General features: G+C 37.3%; 15 protein-coding genes. 5 read left to right on the forward strand and 10 right to left on the reverse strand.

Translation table 11 applies throughout. The annotated features are described in order from the left end of the window. Nucleotides 1-25: 25 nt before the first annotated feature. Nucleotides 26-601, reverse strand: a complete 576-nt coding sequence (locus MM239_RS03725) for a peptidylprolyl isomerase (RefSeq protein ID WP_241346700.1) — start codon at nucleotides 599-601, stop codon at nucleotides 26-28. Between the two features lie 414 nt (nucleotides 602-1,015). On the opposite strand from MM239_RS03725, the gene MM239_RS03730 reads away from it, so the two are divergent. Next, nucleotides 1,016-1,486: an HIRAN domain-containing protein gene (locus tag MM239_RS03730; protein WP_241346702.1), complete on the forward strand. Its 471-nt coding sequence runs from the start codon at nucleotides 1,016-1,018 to the stop codon at nucleotides 1,484-1,486. 509 nt (nucleotides 1,487-1,995) lie between these two features. Continuing rightward, nucleotides 1,996-3,258 (forward strand): IS4 family transposase, encoded by a 1,263-nt coding sequence (locus MM239_RS03735; RefSeq protein ID WP_241346703.1) that lies wholly within the window; start codon nucleotides 1,996-1,998, stop codon nucleotides 3,256-3,258. Between the two features lie 454 nt (nucleotides 3,259-3,712). Here the strand turns inward: MM239_RS03735 and MM239_RS03740 are convergent, their stop codons facing one another. Both MM239_RS03740 and MM239_RS03745 read right to left on the reverse strand, forming a co-directional pair. Next, nucleotides 3,713-4,135, reverse strand: coding sequence for a HipA N-terminal domain-containing protein (locus tag MM239_RS03740; RefSeq protein WP_241346705.1), 423 nt, complete (start codon nucleotides 4,133-4,135; stop codon nucleotides 3,713-3,715). A gap of 4 nt (nucleotides 4,136-4,139) precedes the next feature. Next, entirely contained in the window at nucleotides 4,140-5,147 is a 1,008-nt protein-coding gene (locus MM239_RS03745; RefSeq protein ID WP_241346708.1) for a HipA domain-containing protein, read from the reverse strand. Nucleotides 5,148-6,219: 1,072 nt separating this feature from the next. Here MM239_RS03745 and cas6 point away from each other — a divergent pair. Further along, nucleotides 6,220-7,002, forward strand: a complete 783-nt coding sequence (gene cas6, locus MM239_RS03750; RefSeq protein WP_241346710.1) for a CRISPR-associated endoribonuclease Cas6 — start codon at nucleotides 6,220-6,222, stop codon at nucleotides 7,000-7,002. Between the two features lie 589 nt (nucleotides 7,003-7,591). On the opposite strand, the gene MM239_RS03755 is transcribed toward cas6, so the two are convergent. From MM239_RS03755 to MM239_RS03765, 3 genes are read right to left on the reverse strand one after another with little or no spacing between them, the layout of a single operon-like run. Further along, a complete protein-coding gene (locus MM239_RS03755; RefSeq protein ID WP_241346712.1) occupies nucleotides 7,592-8,686 on the reverse strand; it encodes a DegT/DnrJ/EryC1/StrS family aminotransferase in 1,095 nt (364 codons plus the stop codon). Beyond that, entirely contained in the window at nucleotides 8,661-9,968 is a 1,308-nt protein-coding gene (locus MM239_RS03760) for a glycosyltransferase family 4 protein (RefSeq protein ID WP_241346714.1), read from the reverse strand. The genes MM239_RS03755 and MM239_RS03760 overlap by 26 nt, the downstream gene beginning before the upstream one ends. Nucleotides 9,969-9,986: 18 nt before the next feature. Further along, nucleotides 9,987-10,973: an aldo/keto reductase gene (locus MM239_RS03765; RefSeq protein WP_241346716.1), complete on the reverse strand. Its 987-nt coding sequence runs from the start codon at nucleotides 10,971-10,973 to the stop codon at nucleotides 9,987-9,989. A gap of 77 nt (nucleotides 10,974-11,050) precedes the next feature. Between MM239_RS03765 and MM239_RS03770 the strand changes: the two genes are divergently transcribed. Together MM239_RS03770 and MM239_RS03775 are read left to right on the forward strand one after the other, a co-directional pair. Continuing rightward, nucleotides 11,051-11,440 carry a Dabb family protein gene (locus MM239_RS03770; protein WP_241346718.1) on the forward strand — a complete coding sequence of 130 codons (390 nt, stop codon included), beginning with the start codon at nucleotides 11,051-11,053 and terminating at the stop codon, nucleotides 11,438-11,440. A gap of 55 nt (nucleotides 11,441-11,495) precedes the next feature. After that, nucleotides 11,496-12,833: a S41 family peptidase gene (locus MM239_RS03775; protein ID WP_241346720.1), complete on the forward strand. Its 1,338-nt coding sequence runs from the start codon at nucleotides 11,496-11,498 to the stop codon at nucleotides 12,831-12,833. Between the two features lie 80 nt (nucleotides 12,834-12,913). On the opposite strand, the gene MM239_RS03780 is transcribed toward MM239_RS03775, so the two are convergent. From MM239_RS03780 to MM239_RS03795, 4 genes are all read right to left on the reverse strand, one after another. Further along, nucleotides 12,914-14,482: a calcineurin-like phosphoesterase C-terminal domain-containing protein gene (locus MM239_RS03780; protein ID WP_241346721.1), complete on the reverse strand. Its 1,569-nt coding sequence runs from the start codon at nucleotides 14,480-14,482 to the stop codon at nucleotides 12,914-12,916. Between the two features lie 278 nt (nucleotides 14,483-14,760). After that, nucleotides 14,761-16,035, reverse strand: a complete 1,275-nt coding sequence (locus tag MM239_RS03785; RefSeq protein ID WP_241346723.1) for a DUF5689 domain-containing protein — start codon at nucleotides 16,033-16,035, stop codon at nucleotides 14,761-14,763. An 11-nt stretch (nucleotides 16,036-16,046) separates the two neighbouring features. Beyond that, on the reverse strand, nucleotides 16,047-17,507 hold the full coding sequence (locus tag MM239_RS03790; RefSeq protein ID WP_241346725.1) for a SusD/RagB family nutrient-binding outer membrane lipoprotein: 1,461 nt from the start codon (nucleotides 17,505-17,507) through the stop codon (nucleotides 16,047-16,049). A gap of 11 nt (nucleotides 17,508-17,518) precedes the next feature. Beyond that, nucleotides 17,519-20,995: a SusC/RagA family TonB-linked outer membrane protein gene (locus MM239_RS03795; RefSeq protein ID WP_241346727.1), complete on the reverse strand. Its 3,477-nt coding sequence runs from the start codon at nucleotides 20,993-20,995 to the stop codon at nucleotides 17,519-17,521. Nucleotides 20,996-21,035 lie beyond the last annotated feature (40 nt).

The raw sequence follows: 21,035 nt of genomic DNA on the forward strand, positions 1-21,035 counted from the left end.
TTGAAATTATAAAATAATAACGAATTTACGAGTCGATTAATTTTTTGATTTCAGAATTAGTTAGATAAATAATGTTAATTTCCATACTTACAGGCTCCAATGGTAAGTCCTTTTCATCTCTTTTAGCGAAGACAATCTTGTCTACAACGTCCATACCTTTAATAACTTGTCCAAATACAGTGTACTCATTATCGAGCCGATGCAGACCAGCCTGGTTGTGTACGATATAAAACTGACAAGTTGCAGATAGTTTTTCGGGATTATCATCTCGGCCTGCACCTACAGCACCGTAGACGTGCGTGATTCCTTTGACAAACTCTGGCCCTAGAAGGAATTCGGGATCATTGAAACCCTCTTCAGTATCAGGACAACCTGCTTGCGCTACAAAGTTTGGAATTACCCGATTGAACGTCAAAGAATCCCAATAATTTTTCTCCGCTAAGTCAATAAAGCTCTCCTTATGTTTAGGTGTTTCATTGAAAAGCTTGATGTAAATATCCCCTTGACTGGTTTTAATCAATCCTATAGCTTCTTTACTTTGTGTTTGACCCTTGTAATATAGCCCAAAGCAAAGGAATAATATTAGCCAAATTCTTATCATTCGGCTAATATAATAAAAGGAGTGTAACATTTTTCAGAAGTAATGAATTACCATGATATCTACTCAAAAAACATAGTATAATGAATTACATATTTAAGTTAATGCTTTTAGCTTTCAATTAAAAAATAATAGGTTTTGATAGTTTTGAGACAATTGATGTCAATAGTGCTTGTTACGCTGTCTGGGTTATTTTTTTTAATTAAAATTTAGTATTAGTTTAGGAGATGAGTATTTTAGTTTTTGATAATGATCTGAAATTTAAATGTTTGTAATGGAAATTCATGTTAGTATTATTTTGAATTAAACAAACTACTCAAAACTATGCAAAGTTAATTTTGATTGCTATAAGTGGAATTGAAATAGTGCTAGAAGGTGTAAGAAAGGTGATTTTATAAGTTAGACAATATTGAAAAAATGAAAAGGAAGGAATTTTTAAGGGTATTTGGATTAGTGAGTACAGGGTTTTTGTTGCCTGAAGTGTCAAGTGCAAAGGGTTCTCAAGAAACCTTACAAATGAGAGATGTTCAGGTATATGATAATTACTTGAAAGGAATCCAGTACTACGATTTTTCTAAGGTTTTTAATGAAACTGAAGTAGGGGATGAGCTAGAGATCGAGAGGTTTCCAAACCATAAATTTGACAAGTTTGCCGTAGGCATCCGAAGAGGGGAGAATTTTCTAGGATATATACCAGCTTACGAGAATATCGTATTGGCAAATCTCCTGGATGCAGGGGTACCTATGTACGCAAAGATCACCTCAATTGACACCTATAGAAGTGTAGGAGTAGGTATCTGGGCTTCACTGGTCACATCCCAATACGAATCCCTAGAACCCTTGACACACCAAGCAGCAGATGATGTGGAAGATTGGTATAGGAGGTAAAAAAACGACACCGAATGATAAAATCAATTATGACTATCCACTTTCTTGCAATTAGCCAATTAATAGATTATTGGATTAGCAATTTGATATTCTACTGACGGGAATTGTTTTCTAATGTTGAGTATTCACAGCTAAATAAAGCCACTTCATATACTACGTGCAACATTGCGAATACTCATAAAATCAATTGTTTTAATCCCTTTAGTCAATATGACCGCAACTCCAATAGATTTAAATTTGACTTAGGGTTGAAAAAGTATTCTAACAAAATCAAATCTAAAAATTTAAAGTGTGTAGTCGTAGTCAAATAGGAATCACACACTTAATTCTTTAGATTCATACGGACTTAATAAGCATTCGGTTAATAGTCAATCATATAAACAATTACTGGTGTCCGAGAAAATCTAGGGATAATTTTTCAGTTCTAGGAATAGTACAAATTTAAGGGTAGGGCTTTGAAAAGCCCCACCCTATGGTTATTGTTGTAATCACGACAAAACAACCTAACCATGGGTAAAAATACAACCAATAACAGTTCCCTTCCAATTCTCGGACAGCTTTTATCATTCATACCCAGAGAACTTGTCAAGCAGAGCGTCGAACAATTCCATTCCGACAAGTGGTACAAGAGGGTTAAAACCTGGGACCAGTTCGTTTTCATGCTTTACGGGGTATTGACTGGGAGCTCGACTTTGCGCGAGATCATCAAGAATTTCATGCTCATGGGCGACAAACTGGTTCATTGCGGCATTTTCAGTATACCTAAGCGCAGCAGTGTCTCCGATGCGAATTCCAGAAGGAGTGCCGATGTGTTCGGTCACCTTTACATGCTGCTTTACGGTCATTACAGGGATTTTTTGTCGGACAGCTATCTGTCGCTAAAAATCAACGGGGAGGTTGCCCCTAGCATGGTCGAGATATTCGATTCGACGGTGGTGACTCTTTTCAAGGAAGTGTTCAAGGCATGCGGGAGGCTTCCGCTGGACGGCAGGAAAAAAGGTGGGCTGAAGGCCTTCACCAAGATAACGCTTTCCGAAAGGGTACCGAACTTTATCTGCCTGAAGGCCGCTGTAACCAACGAAAAGGTTTTTCTTTCCATGTTTGACCTTGCCAAGGGCACCATCGCTGTATTTGACAAGGGTTTCCAGAAGTTCAGCCAATATACCGAATGGACCCAAAACGGTGTATTTTTCCTTACCATGATGAACAAAAACGCCAGATTCACAATCCTGGAGCAGAGGAAGCTGGAGGAAACCTGCGAGTCGGGGGTACAGATGGATGCCGTCATCGAGTTGGAGTACCTGTGTGGCCAGAAGGGTACATGCAGGACCAGAGCCAGAATGGTCGCCTACATTGACCCCGCCAGCGGGAAAAGGATGGTTTTCCTAACCAACCTGATGGACCTAAAAGCAATGACAGTTTGCATGCTCTACAAGAACAGATGGACCATTGAGCCACTTTTTAGGCAGTTGAAGCAGAACTTCGAACTCACCTATTTCCTCTCAGACAGCGAGAACGGTATAAAGTCCCAAATATGGATAGCACTGATACTGAACCTGATCTTTACTGTGATCCATAAAATGTCCAAGGAAGCAGAGGATTTTTCCACAATGGTCAAACTGGCGGCAAAACATACAGCAAGCTATGTAAACCTGTTGACATTCCTCAGGATGTCAACAACCCAGATCAGTAGGAAGCTTGACAATCTTGAAAATGTACAACTGGATCTGTTTGCTCAGAACAGAGGGGGTGGTTTTCTGAACTCAAGCTAAACAGCCCAAATCAACCAAAAATCGCAGGTTTTAGTCTATCTTTAAAATTAGTCGGACGACAGTAATAAACAATTTTGTTTTCCAGTTCTCAGGTTACAACATATTTGAATAAGTGAATGTAAAAGGTCTAAGCCAATTAAATGCTTTGACCATCTTCCTTTGAACAGCTTGAACTTGTTCAGACCTCACCTGTGCAATGGGTCGGGTAGTTAACAAGATATAGGTTTTAACCTTAAACGTTTTATTTTCCCAATGTATTGTATCCGCCTTTGCATCTATGGATTTAGCAATATTGGTAGATTTTGTATATTTATTTTAGTTTTATTGTGGAAATTGAGTTTTGAATTTCGCTATTGATTGTAAAATTAGTTTACTATAAAATCAATAAGTCAAACCTTTTTTAAATAGAGGTCTTTGACTTATTGAAATTTCTGAGTGTTATGTTAAAAAAATATCATGAAACTACGTCTAATTCATATGGATTAGAAATGGAACGTTTACCGAATCGCTTTAGAAGCTTTACCTGGTTGTTGTCTTCTATATTTTCTTTTATAAGAATTTCCCTAACCATTGGTTGTTTTAATCCAGGAATTCTAATTTTAAAAAATGGCCATAGTTCTTGGCTTAGATAAACTTTATTTACATCAGGAAATCCAATTATTAGATTTAAGTTATTACTAGTGGTCTTAAATTCTTCAGAGTATTGGAAACTCCATTTATCATTTTTAAATGTTAACTCTCCTACTTTAAAATCATCCAAGTGAAGATAAAACTTTGCAGACTCACCTCCCCAATTAAGTTTTGCTTCGGAATAGTCTTTAAGGTGAATATCATCACCTTTCGTAATCCATTTTTTTATTTTATTCCAGTAGGTCATATTACTAAGCGTTTCTTATCAACTTAAATCTTTCACTTAGAACAATTTTTATCAATTCAATTCTAGGTTTTGAGAAAAAAATAAAAATTTCTTTCTCAAGCATTTTTATAACGTCCTTTTCTTTGGTTTCGTTTGACAAATGTTTAACTATTTTCTTAAAGTCATCACTATCTCTTTTTACAAATTCAATAAGTTCAATGTGATTTGCTTTTTTATTATCTTCTATACTAACTCTTGGCTTTGATAATTTTATGTAATTTATTACTTTTCTACCATTAGTTGAAGAATAATTTTCTAAATTCATTTTAATATTATCTTCATCAAAATTCCATAATAATCCTCTAGCAGAATCATACAAGGGTGCAAAAATAACTCTTTTATTTGTATTTCTAGCATTTTGTATCACTCCCCAATTATAGAAATGTCTATCATTATTTCCTACTAATGCATCAAAAACCAACATACTTACAAAATCTCTTAAAATAGATTCAAAATCTTGCGGAAAAACATTCCTGATAGCATTCTTAATAAATTCAAAAGTAAATACTTTTCTTGCTTCACCTTTATTATTGGCAATTCTTTGTCCTTCTTCATAATCACCCAAATATTCACTACAAATTTCTGCTCCATGGACTAACTTCTCTTCATTAGGGTTCAAAAAGTATTTACTTAAAAATCTAATCTGCCCATTAGCTTTAACTAACTTAACTTCATTCATATTTAAACCAAGTACTTCGCCAATTTTATTAATCATATATTCAATGATTGACTCGTGTGGATACCATTTTTCAGCTGTTTTTGCTATGTAAGAGTTCCAGGTTTTGGTATTGCCTCTCTTCACTTTCCCATCTTCTAAATATTCATAAACTTTTATGAATTGCTTAGGAGCATCACCGTCTAAAGGAAAATCCAAAACGATATAGTCTTTTGACTTTAAGGTTTTGATTTTTGACTCATTAAGTATTTCACCTGAGTTGTTATGGTAGCGCTCTCTCCTTAACATAGATTTCATAAGTAGAATTTTATAGCAAAAGCTTTATTTTATTAATGTTAGTTTTTAAATATTCCTTCAAGAAACACACATCAATAAAACTAAATAAGTCTCTTATTATCAATAACTTAATAACAATTAATAAAATTACAATCAAAAGTAGGTATTTTGAGCTAATTAAAAGATTGATTTTATCTTTACTGTGTTTTTTGAAATAGTATTTTTTTGATCAGGAAGTGATTTATAATCTCTTGACAGGTTGCCGTAATACCATATGAGATTGAATTTGATCATACTTATATTCAAACCTGCCCAATCGGTTGACTCGAAAGCAAAACATGGACTACCACAGGTATTTTTATCGCTTCCTGATCTAATAGCAATCCTAAACTCCTTGATTTTTAAAATTGGTCACATGTTGCTCCATCTGCATAATCCTTTGGTATCTCTCAGGATCAATTTGTTGAATGGATTGAAGGTATATTTCCGAGCCACAGGCTCCCTGTGCTAGTATGTCGTTATTTAGCCAGATCGTTATAAATAAATAGAAATAAAATTATTCTAATATTAATACTCAGTTATTGCCTCGATAGAAGTGATTTCGAATTTACATTCGAAACCGCCACGGTTAAAATAAGGTGGAATCAAAAGACTACAACAACTCTTTTTATTATCATTGATAATTACAATTGAATCAGGACTACAGGAAAAATTCCAGTTACATGGAACCAAAATAAAATAATTGCTCGCAACAAATGATTCCTTTTCAAAATCTTCTGGGTTAGTAGTAAGAATCAATCCAAAATTTTTATGCTCAATTATCCTTGCTTCAAGGATATAAACCCATATACGATTACTATTTACAGTCAACCAAAAATATTTCGCTGAAGGCATATATTAACTACATATCGCATCAGTATATTTCCTTAAATTATTATGCAGCACTATTACAGCTTCAATTATTACACTTTGAATCTCAAGTCCCCATTAACAAAGAAATTCATGAATTTCGAACTTAAAAAATACCCTGATCACGGTATTTTTTGAGAGTTTTATTCCACGTAACTTTGTCATTTCTCCCAAAGTCCTGATTATGCAATTGCTGGTTAAACTTAGACGTATAAGTAATGCTAATAGGCTGGCTGTCAATTATCAATATCAATTATCGGCCTGCCTTGAGAGTATTTTTGAACAAGCTGATTTTGAGAAAATTCAAGACTTCGTTGATGGACTAAAATTAAACACAAACCATATACCCTTTACTTTTTCTCAGTTTAGTTTTGACCAGTTAGAAGCATGTAGTGATCAAGAATACATACATCATACAGGGGAATTAGCTACACTTGACGTAAGGATATTGGTAGGAACTAATGTAAGTGATTATTTGAGTGAACTTTTGTTAGGGCAGAGGTTGAGCTTTACTTTTGGAAAGGAGACTGTGGAGTATTGTGTCAACAAGGTTGAAACAATCAAGCCTCCAAGTTTTAAAGGGGAAATGACTTATAGTGCAATTACACCTTTGTTTCTCACAAATCAATTTGGAGGATCGGGAGACCAACAAGTAATTTCACCTATGGATGAAAGGTATTCTGAAGTTTTTAAGACTAATTTATTAAAGAGGTTTTCTAGGCTTTTTCCAGAATTGAGAGGATTAAAGGATGTATCTAATTGCTGCCCAGAGATTGAGTTTAAGCCCGTTTCTCACATTGAGGAAAAGGAGCTTGTGTTCAATTTGTTTGATTTGGAATTAATAGAACTCAAAGGGTTTCAATTTGACTTTAAACTCAAGGCTTCTCCAATTCTTCAGGAGTTTGGATATTATGCGGGTTTTGGTGCACAAAGTTCCTTAGGCTTTGGATGTGTTGAAGTAAAATAAATTTCAAAAATCATTTTTTTTATAGACCCCAGGAATTAGCTTTAAATTGCTAATATTAAAATGACTTTAGAATTTTTCTGAAAACATGAATGCATCCAACACTTTAAAAATACAACTTGAGCACTTACCTTTTTAATATTTCTGTTTTTCAAACGGGTAGAAGCTTTATCAGAAACCTAACTATTCAGAATAATTCAAAGGAAAGATCAGGTGAATTAATGATAAAAATCTTCGCAGATTCTCCTTTTATTGATCCATTTGAATTTTCTCTGGCTTACTTACCTGCCAATGGTAATGTCAAAATTCCAACAAAGGCACTCAAAATCAATCGTAGCTATTTACAGTCAGTTTCAGGAAGTGAGCAAGTATCCGTCACTGTAGAAATCTTGGAAGGTGAAAACGTAGCTAATCAAGAGCGTTTTCAAATTGATATTCAACCCTTAGAACACTTCGGAGGATTTGAGGTAATGCCAGAGTTGATTGCATCTTATATTACCCCAAACCATCCCTATGTATATCACAACAAACGAAAAGCAGTCGAAATCTTGGAAGGGAAAGGGCCTCCTGCATTTATTTTGCACTTTCAAATTCAAAATTTAAATCTCCTAAGTACATCACAAATCCGATATACTTCTTCATCACTTAACCAAGGATTGAGTGGTAAAGACAATATTTCTTTGGACATTTTTAGGCTCTTCGGAAATTCCTTAGGATCCTTATAAGGTGACATTAATGGAATCGGCAATGGATAGTGAATAGCAGTTTCGATTTCATTTTCTTTCAAAAATTGCTTTAATTGATCTCTAAATGTGGTGCTTATCACAAACAAATGCACATTGTGTGAAGGAGATTCCAAACCTAATGGAAGCTTTAACCAATCCAAGGCTTTTAATTGATCTAGGTAAATTTGGGCTATAAATTTTCGGCGATCTTGCCAAGCACCAAAGTAGGGTAGAAGTACATTCAAAAAGCCAGCTTGAAGGGTATCAATCCTAGAGTTTCTCCCTATGATGATGTGTTTATCTCTTTGAATCTGACCATGGTTTCGTAGCATTTTCAACTTTTCAGCAATCGACTTATCTTTACAAACTAACGCACCTGCCTCACCCAATGCGCCTAAATTTTTGCTGGGATAAAAACTAAAGCAACCCATATCCCCATACATACCTGCACTGATCTTATTTTGGAATGCTCCAAATGCTTGCGCCGCATCTTCTATTACTTTACAATTTCGCTTTCTAGCCCAAGCCATCAAAGTTTCCATGTCGACCATTTTCCCATACAGGTGCACAGGTATGATCGCTTTAGTCTTTGATGTGACTACTTGATCTAAAAGATTCAAATCTAATAAACCATTATCATCCGTATCGATAAAAATAGGTTTTGCACCCACCAATAGTACAACTTCTGCTGTTGATACCCATGACATGGCAGGGACGATCACATCATCTCCAATTCCAATTTCCAAAGCTCTTAATGCCATTTCTAAGGCATCTGTACCATTGGCACAACTTACCACATGAGGTGAATCTAGATATTCCCCAAGTTGCTTTTCTAATAGAAGCACTTCGTCTGATCCTGAAAAAATTCCCTTGTCTAAAATTTGATCAAATTTAGACCTTAGGTCTTCTTTTACCGGCTCTGGAAATCTGGCCAAGTTAAGAAATGGGATCTTTGATATCATCTAAGATATTGGCTAAGTTTTTCGAAAGATTTTTTCTTGAATATTGTGTGCTTGTCTTTGTGTTCAATGAACTTGACCATTGGTCAAAAGTCTCCAGCCTTTTTTGAATCCCTTCAAGATCATGATGCGCAAAAACTTCTCCTGCATGAGCCGATTTAAGGATTTTGGCAGAATCACCTTCTTTGTCTCCTAAAGCAATAATCCTCCTTCCTGTTGCGATATACTCAAAAAGTTTTCCAGGGATATTTCCTTTGGCATTCTTAGTATCTGTCAAAATCAATAGTAAAATGTCTGCTTTTCTGTAGTAATCAAATACCTGCTCATGGCTTACATAACCTTCAAACGAAACATGAATTTTAAGCCATTCATCTTGGTTTACATAATCAAGGACATTTGAAGATACTTTGCCGACAAATCTTAACATTACATTCCTTTCTTGATACTGAAAGCTGTTCTGGTAAGCTTGGAGAAAAGGAATGGGATTTCTTATCGCATCTATCACACCTGTATAAACAATTTCAAGCTGATTGATATCTGCTATTTTTTCACGTTGCCAATCATCAGGTAGGTCTGCAGGATCAAAGCCATTTGTAAGTAAATGTACGGGCCTATTCGCAGTACGCTCAAGATCAGATTGGAAGGTAGGACTTATCGTAGTGACAGCATCTGCTTCATGAAGGACTGACTGCTCAAGTTGTGCATGCCGATTCCTCACGAATTTGCTCATTGGAAGGGTGTCTAAAAACTCCCACTGCGACCATGGGTCTCTGAAATCAGCCAACCAAGGCGTGTCAAGCTTTCTTTTCAGGTTCCTACCTATCAAGTGCAAGCTGTGAGGTGGCCCAGTGGTAATGATAGCATCGATTTTATTATTTTGAATGATATCTTCAAGGAAGGTAACAGAGGGTCTTACCCAAAAAATCCGTGGATCAGGAACAAGGAAATTTGCCCTCAACCAAATACCAATCTTGTCAACAAATGACTTCTTCTTTTTTTCAAGTACTTTTGAAGTATCAGCAAGTTTTTCCTTTTTCAGCTTTCTGAAAATAGCATATGGTTCCCAAATTGGAAACTTTATGACTTCCAATTGACTTGAAATTTCTTTAAGTAAACCTTCATCATGCAAGTCAAAGTCAGGGTTCTCTGGAGTGAAAATCACAGGTTCCCAACCATATTCAGGAAGGTATTTGGCAAATTTTAGCCATCGCTGAACACCAGATCCAGCCGAAGGAGGCCAGTAATAAGTAATGATCAATACCTTTTTATTCTTTCCTACGTTCATGATTTTAGGTTTCCTGAATTACCACTGATGTGCTACTTCACTTTCTATATACTTTTGATAAACAGATCTTACCGCATTCATATCTTGAGTAGAGATCGAAGGAAGGTTGCCAGCTGTGATGTTGGCACTTAGCTGATCTATACTAGATGCTCCTGGAATGACAGTGCTAACCTCGGGGAACATCAATATCCAGCGCAATGCCCAAAGTGCTAAAGGGTGATCTCCTTTGAAAATTTCTTTTAGTTCTTCAACAGCTTGAAGCCCTAATTCAAGAGGAACACCAGAGAAAGTTTCTCCTTTATCAAATGCAGCACCATCCCGATTGAACGCTCTGTGGTCTTCAGGGTCAAACTTTGTGCTTGCAGTAAGTTTTCCAGTTAATAAACCGCTTGCTAAAGGTACTCTAGCGATGATACCTACATTATTTTTATCTGCAAGAGCAAAGAATTCCTCAGCCGGCTTATGTCTAAACATGTTGAAAATGATTTGCACTGAATTAACATTTTCATATTTCAACGCTGCCTTAGCTTCATCCACAAGCTCTACGCTAACCCCTAGATTTTGAATTTTCCCTTCTGTTTTCAACCTATCAAAAAGCTCAAAAATTTCATCCCTTTGATACACTTCTGATGGTGGGCAATGTAGCTGAATCAAATCTATTGTCTCTAGCCCAAGATTGATTAAAGATGCCTCCACATACTTTCTTAAAACAGTAGGGGTATAGCCTTCATTAACATGTGGATTGATTTGTCTACCACATTTGGTAGCGACAAAAACACGCTCGCTGCGTTCTCTAACCACTTTTCCTACGGACGCTTCACTCAAGCCACTATCATAAACGTCAGCGGTATCCAGAAAATTAACTCCCTCATCCAATGCTTTGTGAAGTATTTGATAAGCCACTTGATGATCAAACTGACCACCCCAGCCTCCTCCGACTTGCCACGTGCCTAGACTTACTTCTGATATTTGAAGATTTGTTTTACCTAATTTTCTGTACTGCATATTTAATAATCTTTTGAGTAATGGGAGATGAGGAAGCAATTTAAATTTTTATATTTATAACTTTCAAATCAAATCCTATGAAATCTAGAAGAAACTTTATCAAAAAAGTAGCATTAGCTGGAGCTACAACCTCGTTATCAAGCAGTTTGATCGCAAAAACTGCTCCCAAAAAACAAATGTACCATCAAGTCTTTTTTTGGCTTACTTCAGAAGATGAAATTCCAAATTTTTTGGAAGGTGTAAAAATGCTTGGGAGATGCAAAACTGTAGCTGAATCTGTAATAGGAACTCCAGCACCTACCAAGCGCAGAGATGTGGTAGATCACAGCTTCCATGTATCCTGTTTGGTTATTTTTGATTCGGTAGAGGATCATGATGCCTATCAAGTAGACCCACTTCATTTACAATTCATAGAAGAATATGGACATCTTTTTGCCGAAGTCAAAGTTTATGATTACACAGTATGAACCGAATGATATAAAAAAATCGTTTATATAGATGTTAAATTTATAGATTAAAATTATGATTATCAGGTTCTTTCTTAAATGTGCTGTTTTGGCTTTGACCATTGGGTTTATCATTTCATGTAATCCAAAGGAAGAGAATCCAGATCCTTCGAGAGTTGAAAATGCAGTTCAAAATGCTATCGTAGAGTCGATGCGACGGTGGTATTTTTGGAATGAAAGGTTACCTGAAAATGTGGATGTCACAAGGTATGCTTCGAATCAAGAGCTCTTGGACGCCATCATCTATAAAGATCTCGATAGATGGTCTTATATCACTACACGTGCAGCGTTCAATGCATCTTTCCAGGGAACCATTACTGGTGCTCATGGCTTTGGTTTTTCTATGATGGATGATAGGATGTTTATCTCATTTGTCTATAATGAAGCTCCAGCTGGTATAGATGGCTGGAAAAGGGGCTGGGAAGTAATAGAGATCAATGGAAAGCCAATATCTGAGTACAGAACTAGTAATGGTTTCAATTTTCAATTGGGACCTAATGAAGTCGGCTATACAAACAGCTTCAAGCTTAAGCTACCTGACGGTTCAGAAAAATCAACGACAATAGCAAAAGCTCAATTTCAATCCAATTCGGTATTGTATAGCAATGTAATAGAACAAGATGATAAGAAGGTTGGGTATTGGGTTTATCAAAGCTTCAGACAAACACCAGGGCTGACAAATCCTGTCAGAAGCCAAGAAGTAGAAGATACTTTCAATTATTTTTCTCAGGAAGGAATAGATGATTTGATCATTGACCTGAGGTACAATGGTGGTGGTTCTGTTGCAGTGACGGAGCAAATACTAAATTACTTGGTGCCACAGGCGAATTCTGGACAAGTGATGTACACAAACAGGCATAATGCGCCAAGATCAAATAATAATCGATCAGTGAATTTCAGTAAAAGAGGTGATTTGAATCTGAGTAGAATTATTTTCATAACATCAAGAGGCTCTGCTTCAGCATCAGAATTGTTGATTAACTGTCTTGACCCTTATGTTGAGGTGATCTTAATTGGAGAAAATACCTTTGGTAAGCCAGTGGGTTCTTTTCCACTATCTTTTGACAATAGATTATTGGTAGAAAATGATGTGGAAGTAGTCCCAATCACATTTGCAATTGATAATGCCAATGGTCGTGCTGACTATTTTGAAGGTTTTCCAGTAAATTTCCCTGTAATGGATGATCCTAGTAGAGATTGGGGGAATCTTGAGGAGCTGAGGTTATCTGCTGCTTTGCAATACATCAGGTCTGGTTCTGTTTCTAGTGTAAGAATAGCACCGCAATCATCAAGTTTACAGTGGAATATGATTGATGATTTTGAGGGACTTTGGAAAGAATTTCCTGTGTATTAAATGAAAATCAGCTATTGACTGGCAAGTCTAAATGCCAGTCAATAGCTGACTATATGGTTAATTTAGGTTTGAGTTGAGTATTATTTTTCAACAGCCTCAATTTGTGCTTTAGACTTATGTTTTGTACCGAATAGGTCTGTCGCTTCGACTTCTATCGTGTGAGTACCTGCTGGAAGATTGTTTGGAACACTAGCTCGCCATAAATGTGTACTTTTTGCAGGTAATGAAGGCCTTCTACCTTCAAGTAAGGTTTCTGACCTGTCCCAATCAAATAGATCAAGCATATATTTGGGATCATAGTCTTCAAGATAAGCCATTTTGATCCATTTGCCATCGTTGATTCTGAAGCGAACCTCATTTTCTTCAGTTCCCATAAAGAAATTGACATAAATGTCAGCGGTATTTCTTTTGCCAGCTTCTACTACTTTAGGAGCAAAAATGTCCATTTGATAATCAGAAGGTTTTCCAGGTACTTTATAGTTAATTTTATATTGATTACCATTTACTTCCAAAAAGGCATAACCTCTTGGTGACCCATCTCTCATGGTAGCTATAGGTAGACCGTTTTCATCTAACTGACCCTTGTACCAGTCTCCAGAAGGTGTTCCAGCATTGTAGTGATGATGTGGATTTTCACCTTTCCAACCATAAGATTCTCCCATTAGGTCTTGTCTTTGGTAGTGTGTGTGTGCAGACATACTCATCGTATGTGGGTATTCTTCAAGCAATTCAAATAAACGCTCTCTGTCAGCATCTCTAAATGAATCTCCTTCTTCAAACAAAGGAATGTGCATAGCCACGATGACAAGCTTATCTTTAGAGACATGCTTCAAGTTATTTTCTACGAACTTCAATTGATCTTCTCTGAAACCTCCCCAATATCCTTTGCCATCTCGTGGATCTGGATACAGTATATTTTCTAAAACGATGACGTGTGCATCTGCATAATTGAATGCATAGGTGGCCGGGCCAAAATGATTAGAAAAGGTCTCATCTGTCAGTTTATCTTCCTCTACATCGTAATTTTGATCATGATTTCCCATGACATGATACCAAGGAACACCAACTTTAGCGATTACTTTAGCGTATGCCGGATATAGGCTCAAATCATCACCTACTATATCTCCAAGGGCAATTCCAAATGGAATTCCTTTGATTCCTTCTACTTCTTTGACCACAGATTGGTAGAAGTAGTCCACTTCTGTAAGGTTGTAAGGTTGAGGGTCACCAAAAACCAATGCGGTGAACGCCTTAGGCTCTTCTTGTTTTGTAATCGGGAAATCTATGGACTTTGGAAGCTTCCCAGTAGGCTCAGAACCTGGGTATTTCAACCCAGAAGGTGAACCTGAAGGTTTGTGAATATAATAGTGCTGTGGGAAGTTGAATTCGTTTAATGCAACAGCATAACCAGAAGGTTTGATCAAAAAGATCAAATCACCATCTTTTACTTCGATGCTGTAGGCTCCCTTTGTGTCTGTTTTTACTACATCTCTACCATTGGAAATAGCTACATCTGAAACACCTTTTTCATTTTTGTCTTTTTTCCCATTTCCATTAAGATCTTCATAGACTATGCCTTTGGCTAGCTCTTGAGCTATTCCCATCGTACTACATAGTACTCCTATGAATAGTAGTGTGATTTTTTTCATTTTCATTGTTTTGTAGAAAGTATTATTTAATGACAATAGTTTTTCACTGAATCAATGCCCATCTAAAATGTAGCACTATGTTAAATTTAAGGTTTATATCAAGGTTGTTATAGTGTTAAAAATTAGATTAATATAGTATTTAGTACTGATGAAATTCTTCTAATTTATAGATTTTAGGCTTTAGTTTTTGGCTTTACGAAATTGGCTTTTCTCCAGATAGAAGAAAAGCCAATTTGTTTATGGTATTATGAATATTTAGCCGTTAAATGATCCATAAATTAGTAGTTTTCATAAACTGCAAAGTCGTCTATGCCTAACCTTCCATTTCGGACAGTAGTACCATTGCTTGGTCCAAGTCCAAGTTTGTTGATCCTAAACCTTACTGGTTCTCGAATATCTACAAGAAAAGAAGCTTGCTTAGCAATCGCACTTGTTGCAAAAGTATGAGCGTCTGTAATAGGTTCGCCCACGATTTCCCAAGTTTCACCTTGATCTGTGGAATACTCCAATTGGAAAGTACAACCTTGATCGTTAAAGTATGAACCGTACCAGAAAGTAACTTTTGAAGCTCCTTTTGGTAGATCATATTTCATTTCTAGGAAAGCCGACACCGTCAAATTTTGCTGAAATCTTACCGCTTGAATACCACTAACATGGCGGTCTCTGTTCTGAATATCTCCCAGAATCGATTGGAACATCTGCCATGGACCAGTTTTCAATTCTACAATATTGTCTATAGCGACCATGTTATAGCTTGGCTTGGTAGATGCTACAGGATCTTCATAATCTTCAGGATAGCCTAAGTACAGAGGGCCACTTGGCTCTACAAGATCGGCTGCATTTCTCAATCGTATTTCGATACCTTCCTCACCTTGAAACGCAATTCCTCTAAAAGATGCGCTTGGAGCAAGTCTTATGTCACTGAAATCAGCCGCAGGATCTACATAGATTGCTACAGACTCTCCACTTCCATCTACGATCATGGTGCGTCCAGCAAGTGTCTTTCCATTCTCAGGAAATTCTACAAGATCAGCCGTAACCATCACGAGTGTATTTTCGAATTGAGAAAAATTAGATTTGAGCCTAGCGATATCCAATGCAGCAACATCAAGAGAATTATTACTATCTATACGACTGATCTGTGTACTCTGAAGACCTGTAACGCCTAGCGTTCCATTCACTCTTTCTAACCTGGTATTCTCTAAGTTAACTTCAATAAAATCTCCTGGTTCATATCCTGCTGCTACCTCTGGAGAGAGAAACAAAGTCAAACCCCTGTTGACACTTCTCCAGTTGTAGCTGATTGTAAGTTGACCAGCGGGGATATTTCCAGCACTTTGATCTGATATAACATATCCTTGTGTGATGTAAGCTCCAAATAGGCTCTCACGGGTGATTTCTAATGACTCGCCTTTGTATAGGTTGTGAACTACAGGAAGCGCAGCAACTGGATTTGGAGTGCCACTGGCTGGATTATCGTCTTCTTTGAGACAAGAAGATAAGATGAGCAAGCCGCTCAATATGTATAGACTTAGGATTGAATATTTTTTCATGGTATTTAAGATTAATCTTCAGTATTCCACCAAACTTTAGTATTGATATTGTCAGGTCCCATCCTTTGAATCGCTTCATTATAATTTCTGGCATTCAAAGCTTGAACATTGATTGGGTAGCCAAATCTAGCCGGCATCCTTCCTCCGTTTAGCATTCCTTCTCCTGGAATCAAAATTGGGTGACCAGTTCTCCTGTGTTCATACCATTGTTGAAAATCCGTAAAGAAGAGTGCATAATACTTTTGCTTAAGAATAGCATCCATCTTTTCGTCAAATGTCCAATCATCCTCCCATGCCAAAAATTGTCTTTCTAAAAACCCTTCTGGAGCTTCTAAATCCCAATGTGCAAGTGCAGCTATAATTCCTGATTCATAGTAGTCTTGTGGATTACCATTGATGTATCCTTTTAATGCTGATTCAGCGAGTATAAATTGTACTTCAGCATGGTTAATGATGTTTCCCATCCTAGGGTCAGTTTTCAACCCAACCTGTAAAGTACTCTGGCGCTCGGGAATTTGTCCGGAAGACCAGCCGCTGGGGATTCCTGCATAGATCCCTGAAGCCATAGTAGACCATATAGGTAGTCTTGGGTCTTGCCAAGAGTTCAAGTTGTTGATGAAGAATTCAGTATAACCTTTGTCTCCATTGAAATCAAAATCTCTAAAGTTCCAAAAAGCACTTGTCAAAGGCTGCTGACTTCCTAAAGGTAAAACTGCAGACTCTAATGGACTATTGAAAATGGGATACTGACTAGGGTTTTCAATGATTTCTCGGATCTTTTGAGCGGCATTTACCTCTGCTTTATCTGATGCTCTCAGCAAAAGCCTTAAGTATATTGAATTCCCAAATTTTCTCCATAATAAAGCATTTCCCTCATACAAAGGGTCATATTCTGCTAAAGTTCCTGGTAGATTACCACTAGTAGCCAGTAAGGTATTGGCTTCTTCAAGTAATTCGAATAGTCCAAAATATACATCGCGCTGTGGGTCAAAAATAGGTGTAACGTTTCCTATCCTTCCTTGATTTGCTTCTGAATATGGTATATCTCCAAACATATCTGTGAGTAGTGAAAAGGTCCAAGCCTCAAGTACCCTAGATAATCCCTTGAAAGTTTCAAAACCATCAGTACGGGTCTCTTCAGCTTTGTTATAGATATCCTTGATATCTGTAAGCTTAAGGTACCAGTTGCGCCACATGTAGTCAGATTCTGTAGGTCTGATAAAATACCTGTGAAATTCTCTTGAGTCCACTGTAGTCACATGCACTTGCATGATTTCATTTGTAAGCCTAATGGCACGATTTTGATTTCTCCAAACCAAGTCGTGAAGGGTAGGGGCAAGTAGCGATTCAGGATTGGCTACTACAGAAGTATTAGGATTGATATTCATGTCCACAAAATCTGCAGTACACGAAGCGGTCACAGCTATAATCAAAGCTGCTGAAATTGATTTGTATATTGATTTGATTTTCATGATCTCGAATATTAAATGCCTAGGGATATATTGAAACCTATCGTACGGGTAGAAGGGAACTGTGCAATCTCAGCACTTTTGGATATGTCCCCATTGCCAAGGGTTCCAAACTCTGGATCAAATGAAGGCCAATGAGTGAATACAAACAGGTCTCTACCATAAACCCCAACAGTCGCATTTTGAAGCATTAACCTTTGCAGGTATTTTTGAGGGATCTTATAATCCACCCTCATCTCTCGAAGCTTGATATAATCAGTACTGAAAATATTAGATTCTAAGTTATCTCTATTGAAATGTCTGAAGTAGTAATCTCTGATCGACGTAGCTACTACATCATTGGGTCTATAGGTACCATCTCCGTTTGCAATGACACCGTCTCCAATGATGCCATTGTATCTACCGGGTAGGGTTTTATTCAATTTTCCTTCTTCCATAAGCACAGCATGTGTCAAAGAGTAAGCTTCACCTCCAAACTGTCCATCAAATAGTATAGAAACCCTGAATTGCTTATACTTGAACTCATTTCCAAATCCAAATCTGTAAATCGGAGTAGCATTTCCTAAAAACAAGATAGAATCTCCCAGAACAGGGTAGCCATTTTCATACAAAATCTGTCCATCTGGAGCTCTTTCATAGCCAAGACCATATAGGTCTCCAAAACGTCCACCTGGTCTAGCTTCCACTGTACCTCGGCTGCCAAAAACCGTCCCCAGTACCATGTTTTCCATTCCATCTGCAAGGGCAATAACTTTACTCATGTTGTGTGTAAAGTTTCCATATACTCTCCAATTCAAGCCATTTTTTATGCTTATAGGAACTACATATGATTCGATCTCTATCCCTTGGTTCTGTACATTTCCTGCATTCACAATCTTGGAATTGTAACCACTCGCTGGATCTACTGGTGTACTCAAGATTTGATCAAAAGAGTTGCTGTGGTATAAAGTCACATCCAGACCAAATCTATTAGAGAACATTTTCATATCTGTACCAATCTCATAACTTCTGGTTCTTTCAAAGCTTAGGTTGGGATCAGGTATTGCTCCTGGATTAGTCAACCCACCTGGGAAAGTGGCCAAAGCTCCATATGAATAATCTGTCAAATATGCCGTGGTACCACCTCCTCCGACAGAGGCATAAGAGCTTCTAAGTTTAAGGTAATCAATTTGTCTTGGCATGTTGATCGCATCAGATAGGATCGCACTCAGGTTGACAGAAGGATAAAAGAAAGGAGATACATTTCCTGTGACAGGCGATGCCAATGTACTTGCCCAATCTTGTCTGCCGGTGACATCAAGGAACAAAACATTCTTATAACTGAAGGTACCTAAAGCATACAAGCTGTTTACTGCATAGTTTCTTCTGAAAGGAAGAGAAATCAATACATCTTTACTATTGGCAAAGCTGTAGATGCCTGGAAAAAGAAGTCTCTCTGCTCTATACTCGTCCTTTTTGTAGGTATTTTTCATCAAACTACCACCTACTGACATGCTAAAGTCAAAAGCTTTATTCCGCTTGTAATCGTAAGAAAGAAGGAAGTCTGAATTGATTTCATGCGCATATATATTTTGCTCTCTGTACATTCCATCGACAAACTTTTGAGTTCCCATTGGTCTTTGTTGACTTCTAGACTCATACATCATGTCTATGGTAGTCCTTACCATTAGTTTCAACTCATCTGTGAAACTGTAATATGCTTGCGCCGTTCCTACATACCCGTTTCTTTCTGAAGCATTGAGCATTTCATAAGCCTGTAAGTAGGGGTTATCTAGTAAATTAGAGAATGGCCTGTTTTGCAAAACTCCTTCTTGTCCAGGAACCCAGGGATTTCTAAACCAGTCCATATTTGCATTGGGAACCAAACCTCTGATAAAGTACATAATCGTTTGATTATTGTAACCTGTGGTAGGTAAGTTGTCAGATTGTCTGTAGTTATAATTTACCTTAGTGCTGATGCTTAATTTATCAGTGATATCATGGTTCAAGCTAAATGCGACTGTAGTTCTGTTATAACCAGTGTTTGGTACGATCCATTCATTTCTCATGTTTGTAAATGAAAGCCTCGTCCTCGTTCTAGCATTCCCGCCCTGTATGGCAAGGTTGTTTGTAAATGTTTTACCAGTTTCAAAAAACGCTCTTCTGTTATTTGGATAAGCTTGCCACAGCGTCCTTTCGGGAGGAGCAAGTCTGTGAAAATCTGGATTGTATTGATAGTAATACTGTCCGTCAAATCTTGGTCCCCAAGCTGAGCTGGTAGAGTAGGTGCTAGGTCCATCCTCTGTCGCTCCATAGCTGTAATACAGATCTCCTCCCACATTTCCTTGACCATATTCGTTTTGATAATCTGGCCACCTATTGATCATGTCAAAGGCTGTATTGGAAGAAAAAGTGATTCCTAGACCTTTGGTTTGTGTACTGCTACCGCTTTTTGTAGTGATCATGATAGCACCATTGGCACCTCTTGCTCCGTACAATGCCGCTGCTGCTGGACCTTTGAGTACTGTTACACTAGCTATATCATCTGGATTGATATCCGAAAGACTTGAACCAAAGTCAACGGGTGAGTCAGCACTTAAATATGAACCACTTCCTTGGCCAGTTAGCTGACCACTACTTCCTGAAATCACTACACCGTCTACTACAATAAGTGCTGAGTTATCACCAGTTAGGGAAGTTTCCCCTCTTAGTATAATCTGTGTAGAACCAGCTGGACCACCACCAGATTTGATCAAATTAAGACCTGCAACTTTACCAGTAAGCGCATCACTCCAATTGTTAGGAAGTGCATCAGTAAGTTCTTCGCCATTAACAGTTGTAGAAGCATATCCAAGTGCTTTTTCCTCTCTTTTGATTCCCAGTGCAGTGACTACTATCTCTGCAAGCGAATCATCTTCAGTAAGGGTAACATCAATTGTAGTTTCATTTCCGATGACATATTCTTGTCTTTTGAAACCTACGTAAGAAAATATCAAAACATCACCAACCTCTACTGAAATGCTGTATTCACCATCCATTCCAGTAATAGTTCCTTTATTTTTACCTTGAATCACCACATTGACCCCTGGAAGTCCTTCTCCTGTAAGCTCTTCTATCACCCTTCCTTTGACAATCACAAGTTGCTCATTTTGAGTAGATGCTACTTGATTGACCGCTATGACTTGGTTGACTTGCTTAAATCGCAAGTTGCTTTTTGTTGCTATTTCTTGGAGCAATTCATCTAGAGGCATTTCTTTCTTAGAAATACTTACTTCAGATTTCAAATTGGTTCCAGACTGATAAGAAAACTTGAAGCTGGATTGAGATTCTATATCTCTGAAATGGTTTTCTACCTTTTGATTATTCTGTGACAGATTGATAATGACTTTGGAAAGCTGTTGAGCATTGGTGTTGGCTGCTATTGCAAAATTTTGCAATAAACCCAGAAAGCAACAAATCAACATTGCCCTCTGTTTTATTCGCTTAAATAAGCTGGGTAAGTTTTTTTTCATAATTTTGAACATTCGTGTTTAAGTTTTGACTAAGACTAAA

Source organism: Belliella filtrata (assembly GCF_022549775.1).
In the GTDB taxonomy this organism is placed as follows: Bacteria; Bacteroidota; Bacteroidia; order Cytophagales; family Cyclobacteriaceae; genus Belliella; species Belliella filtrata.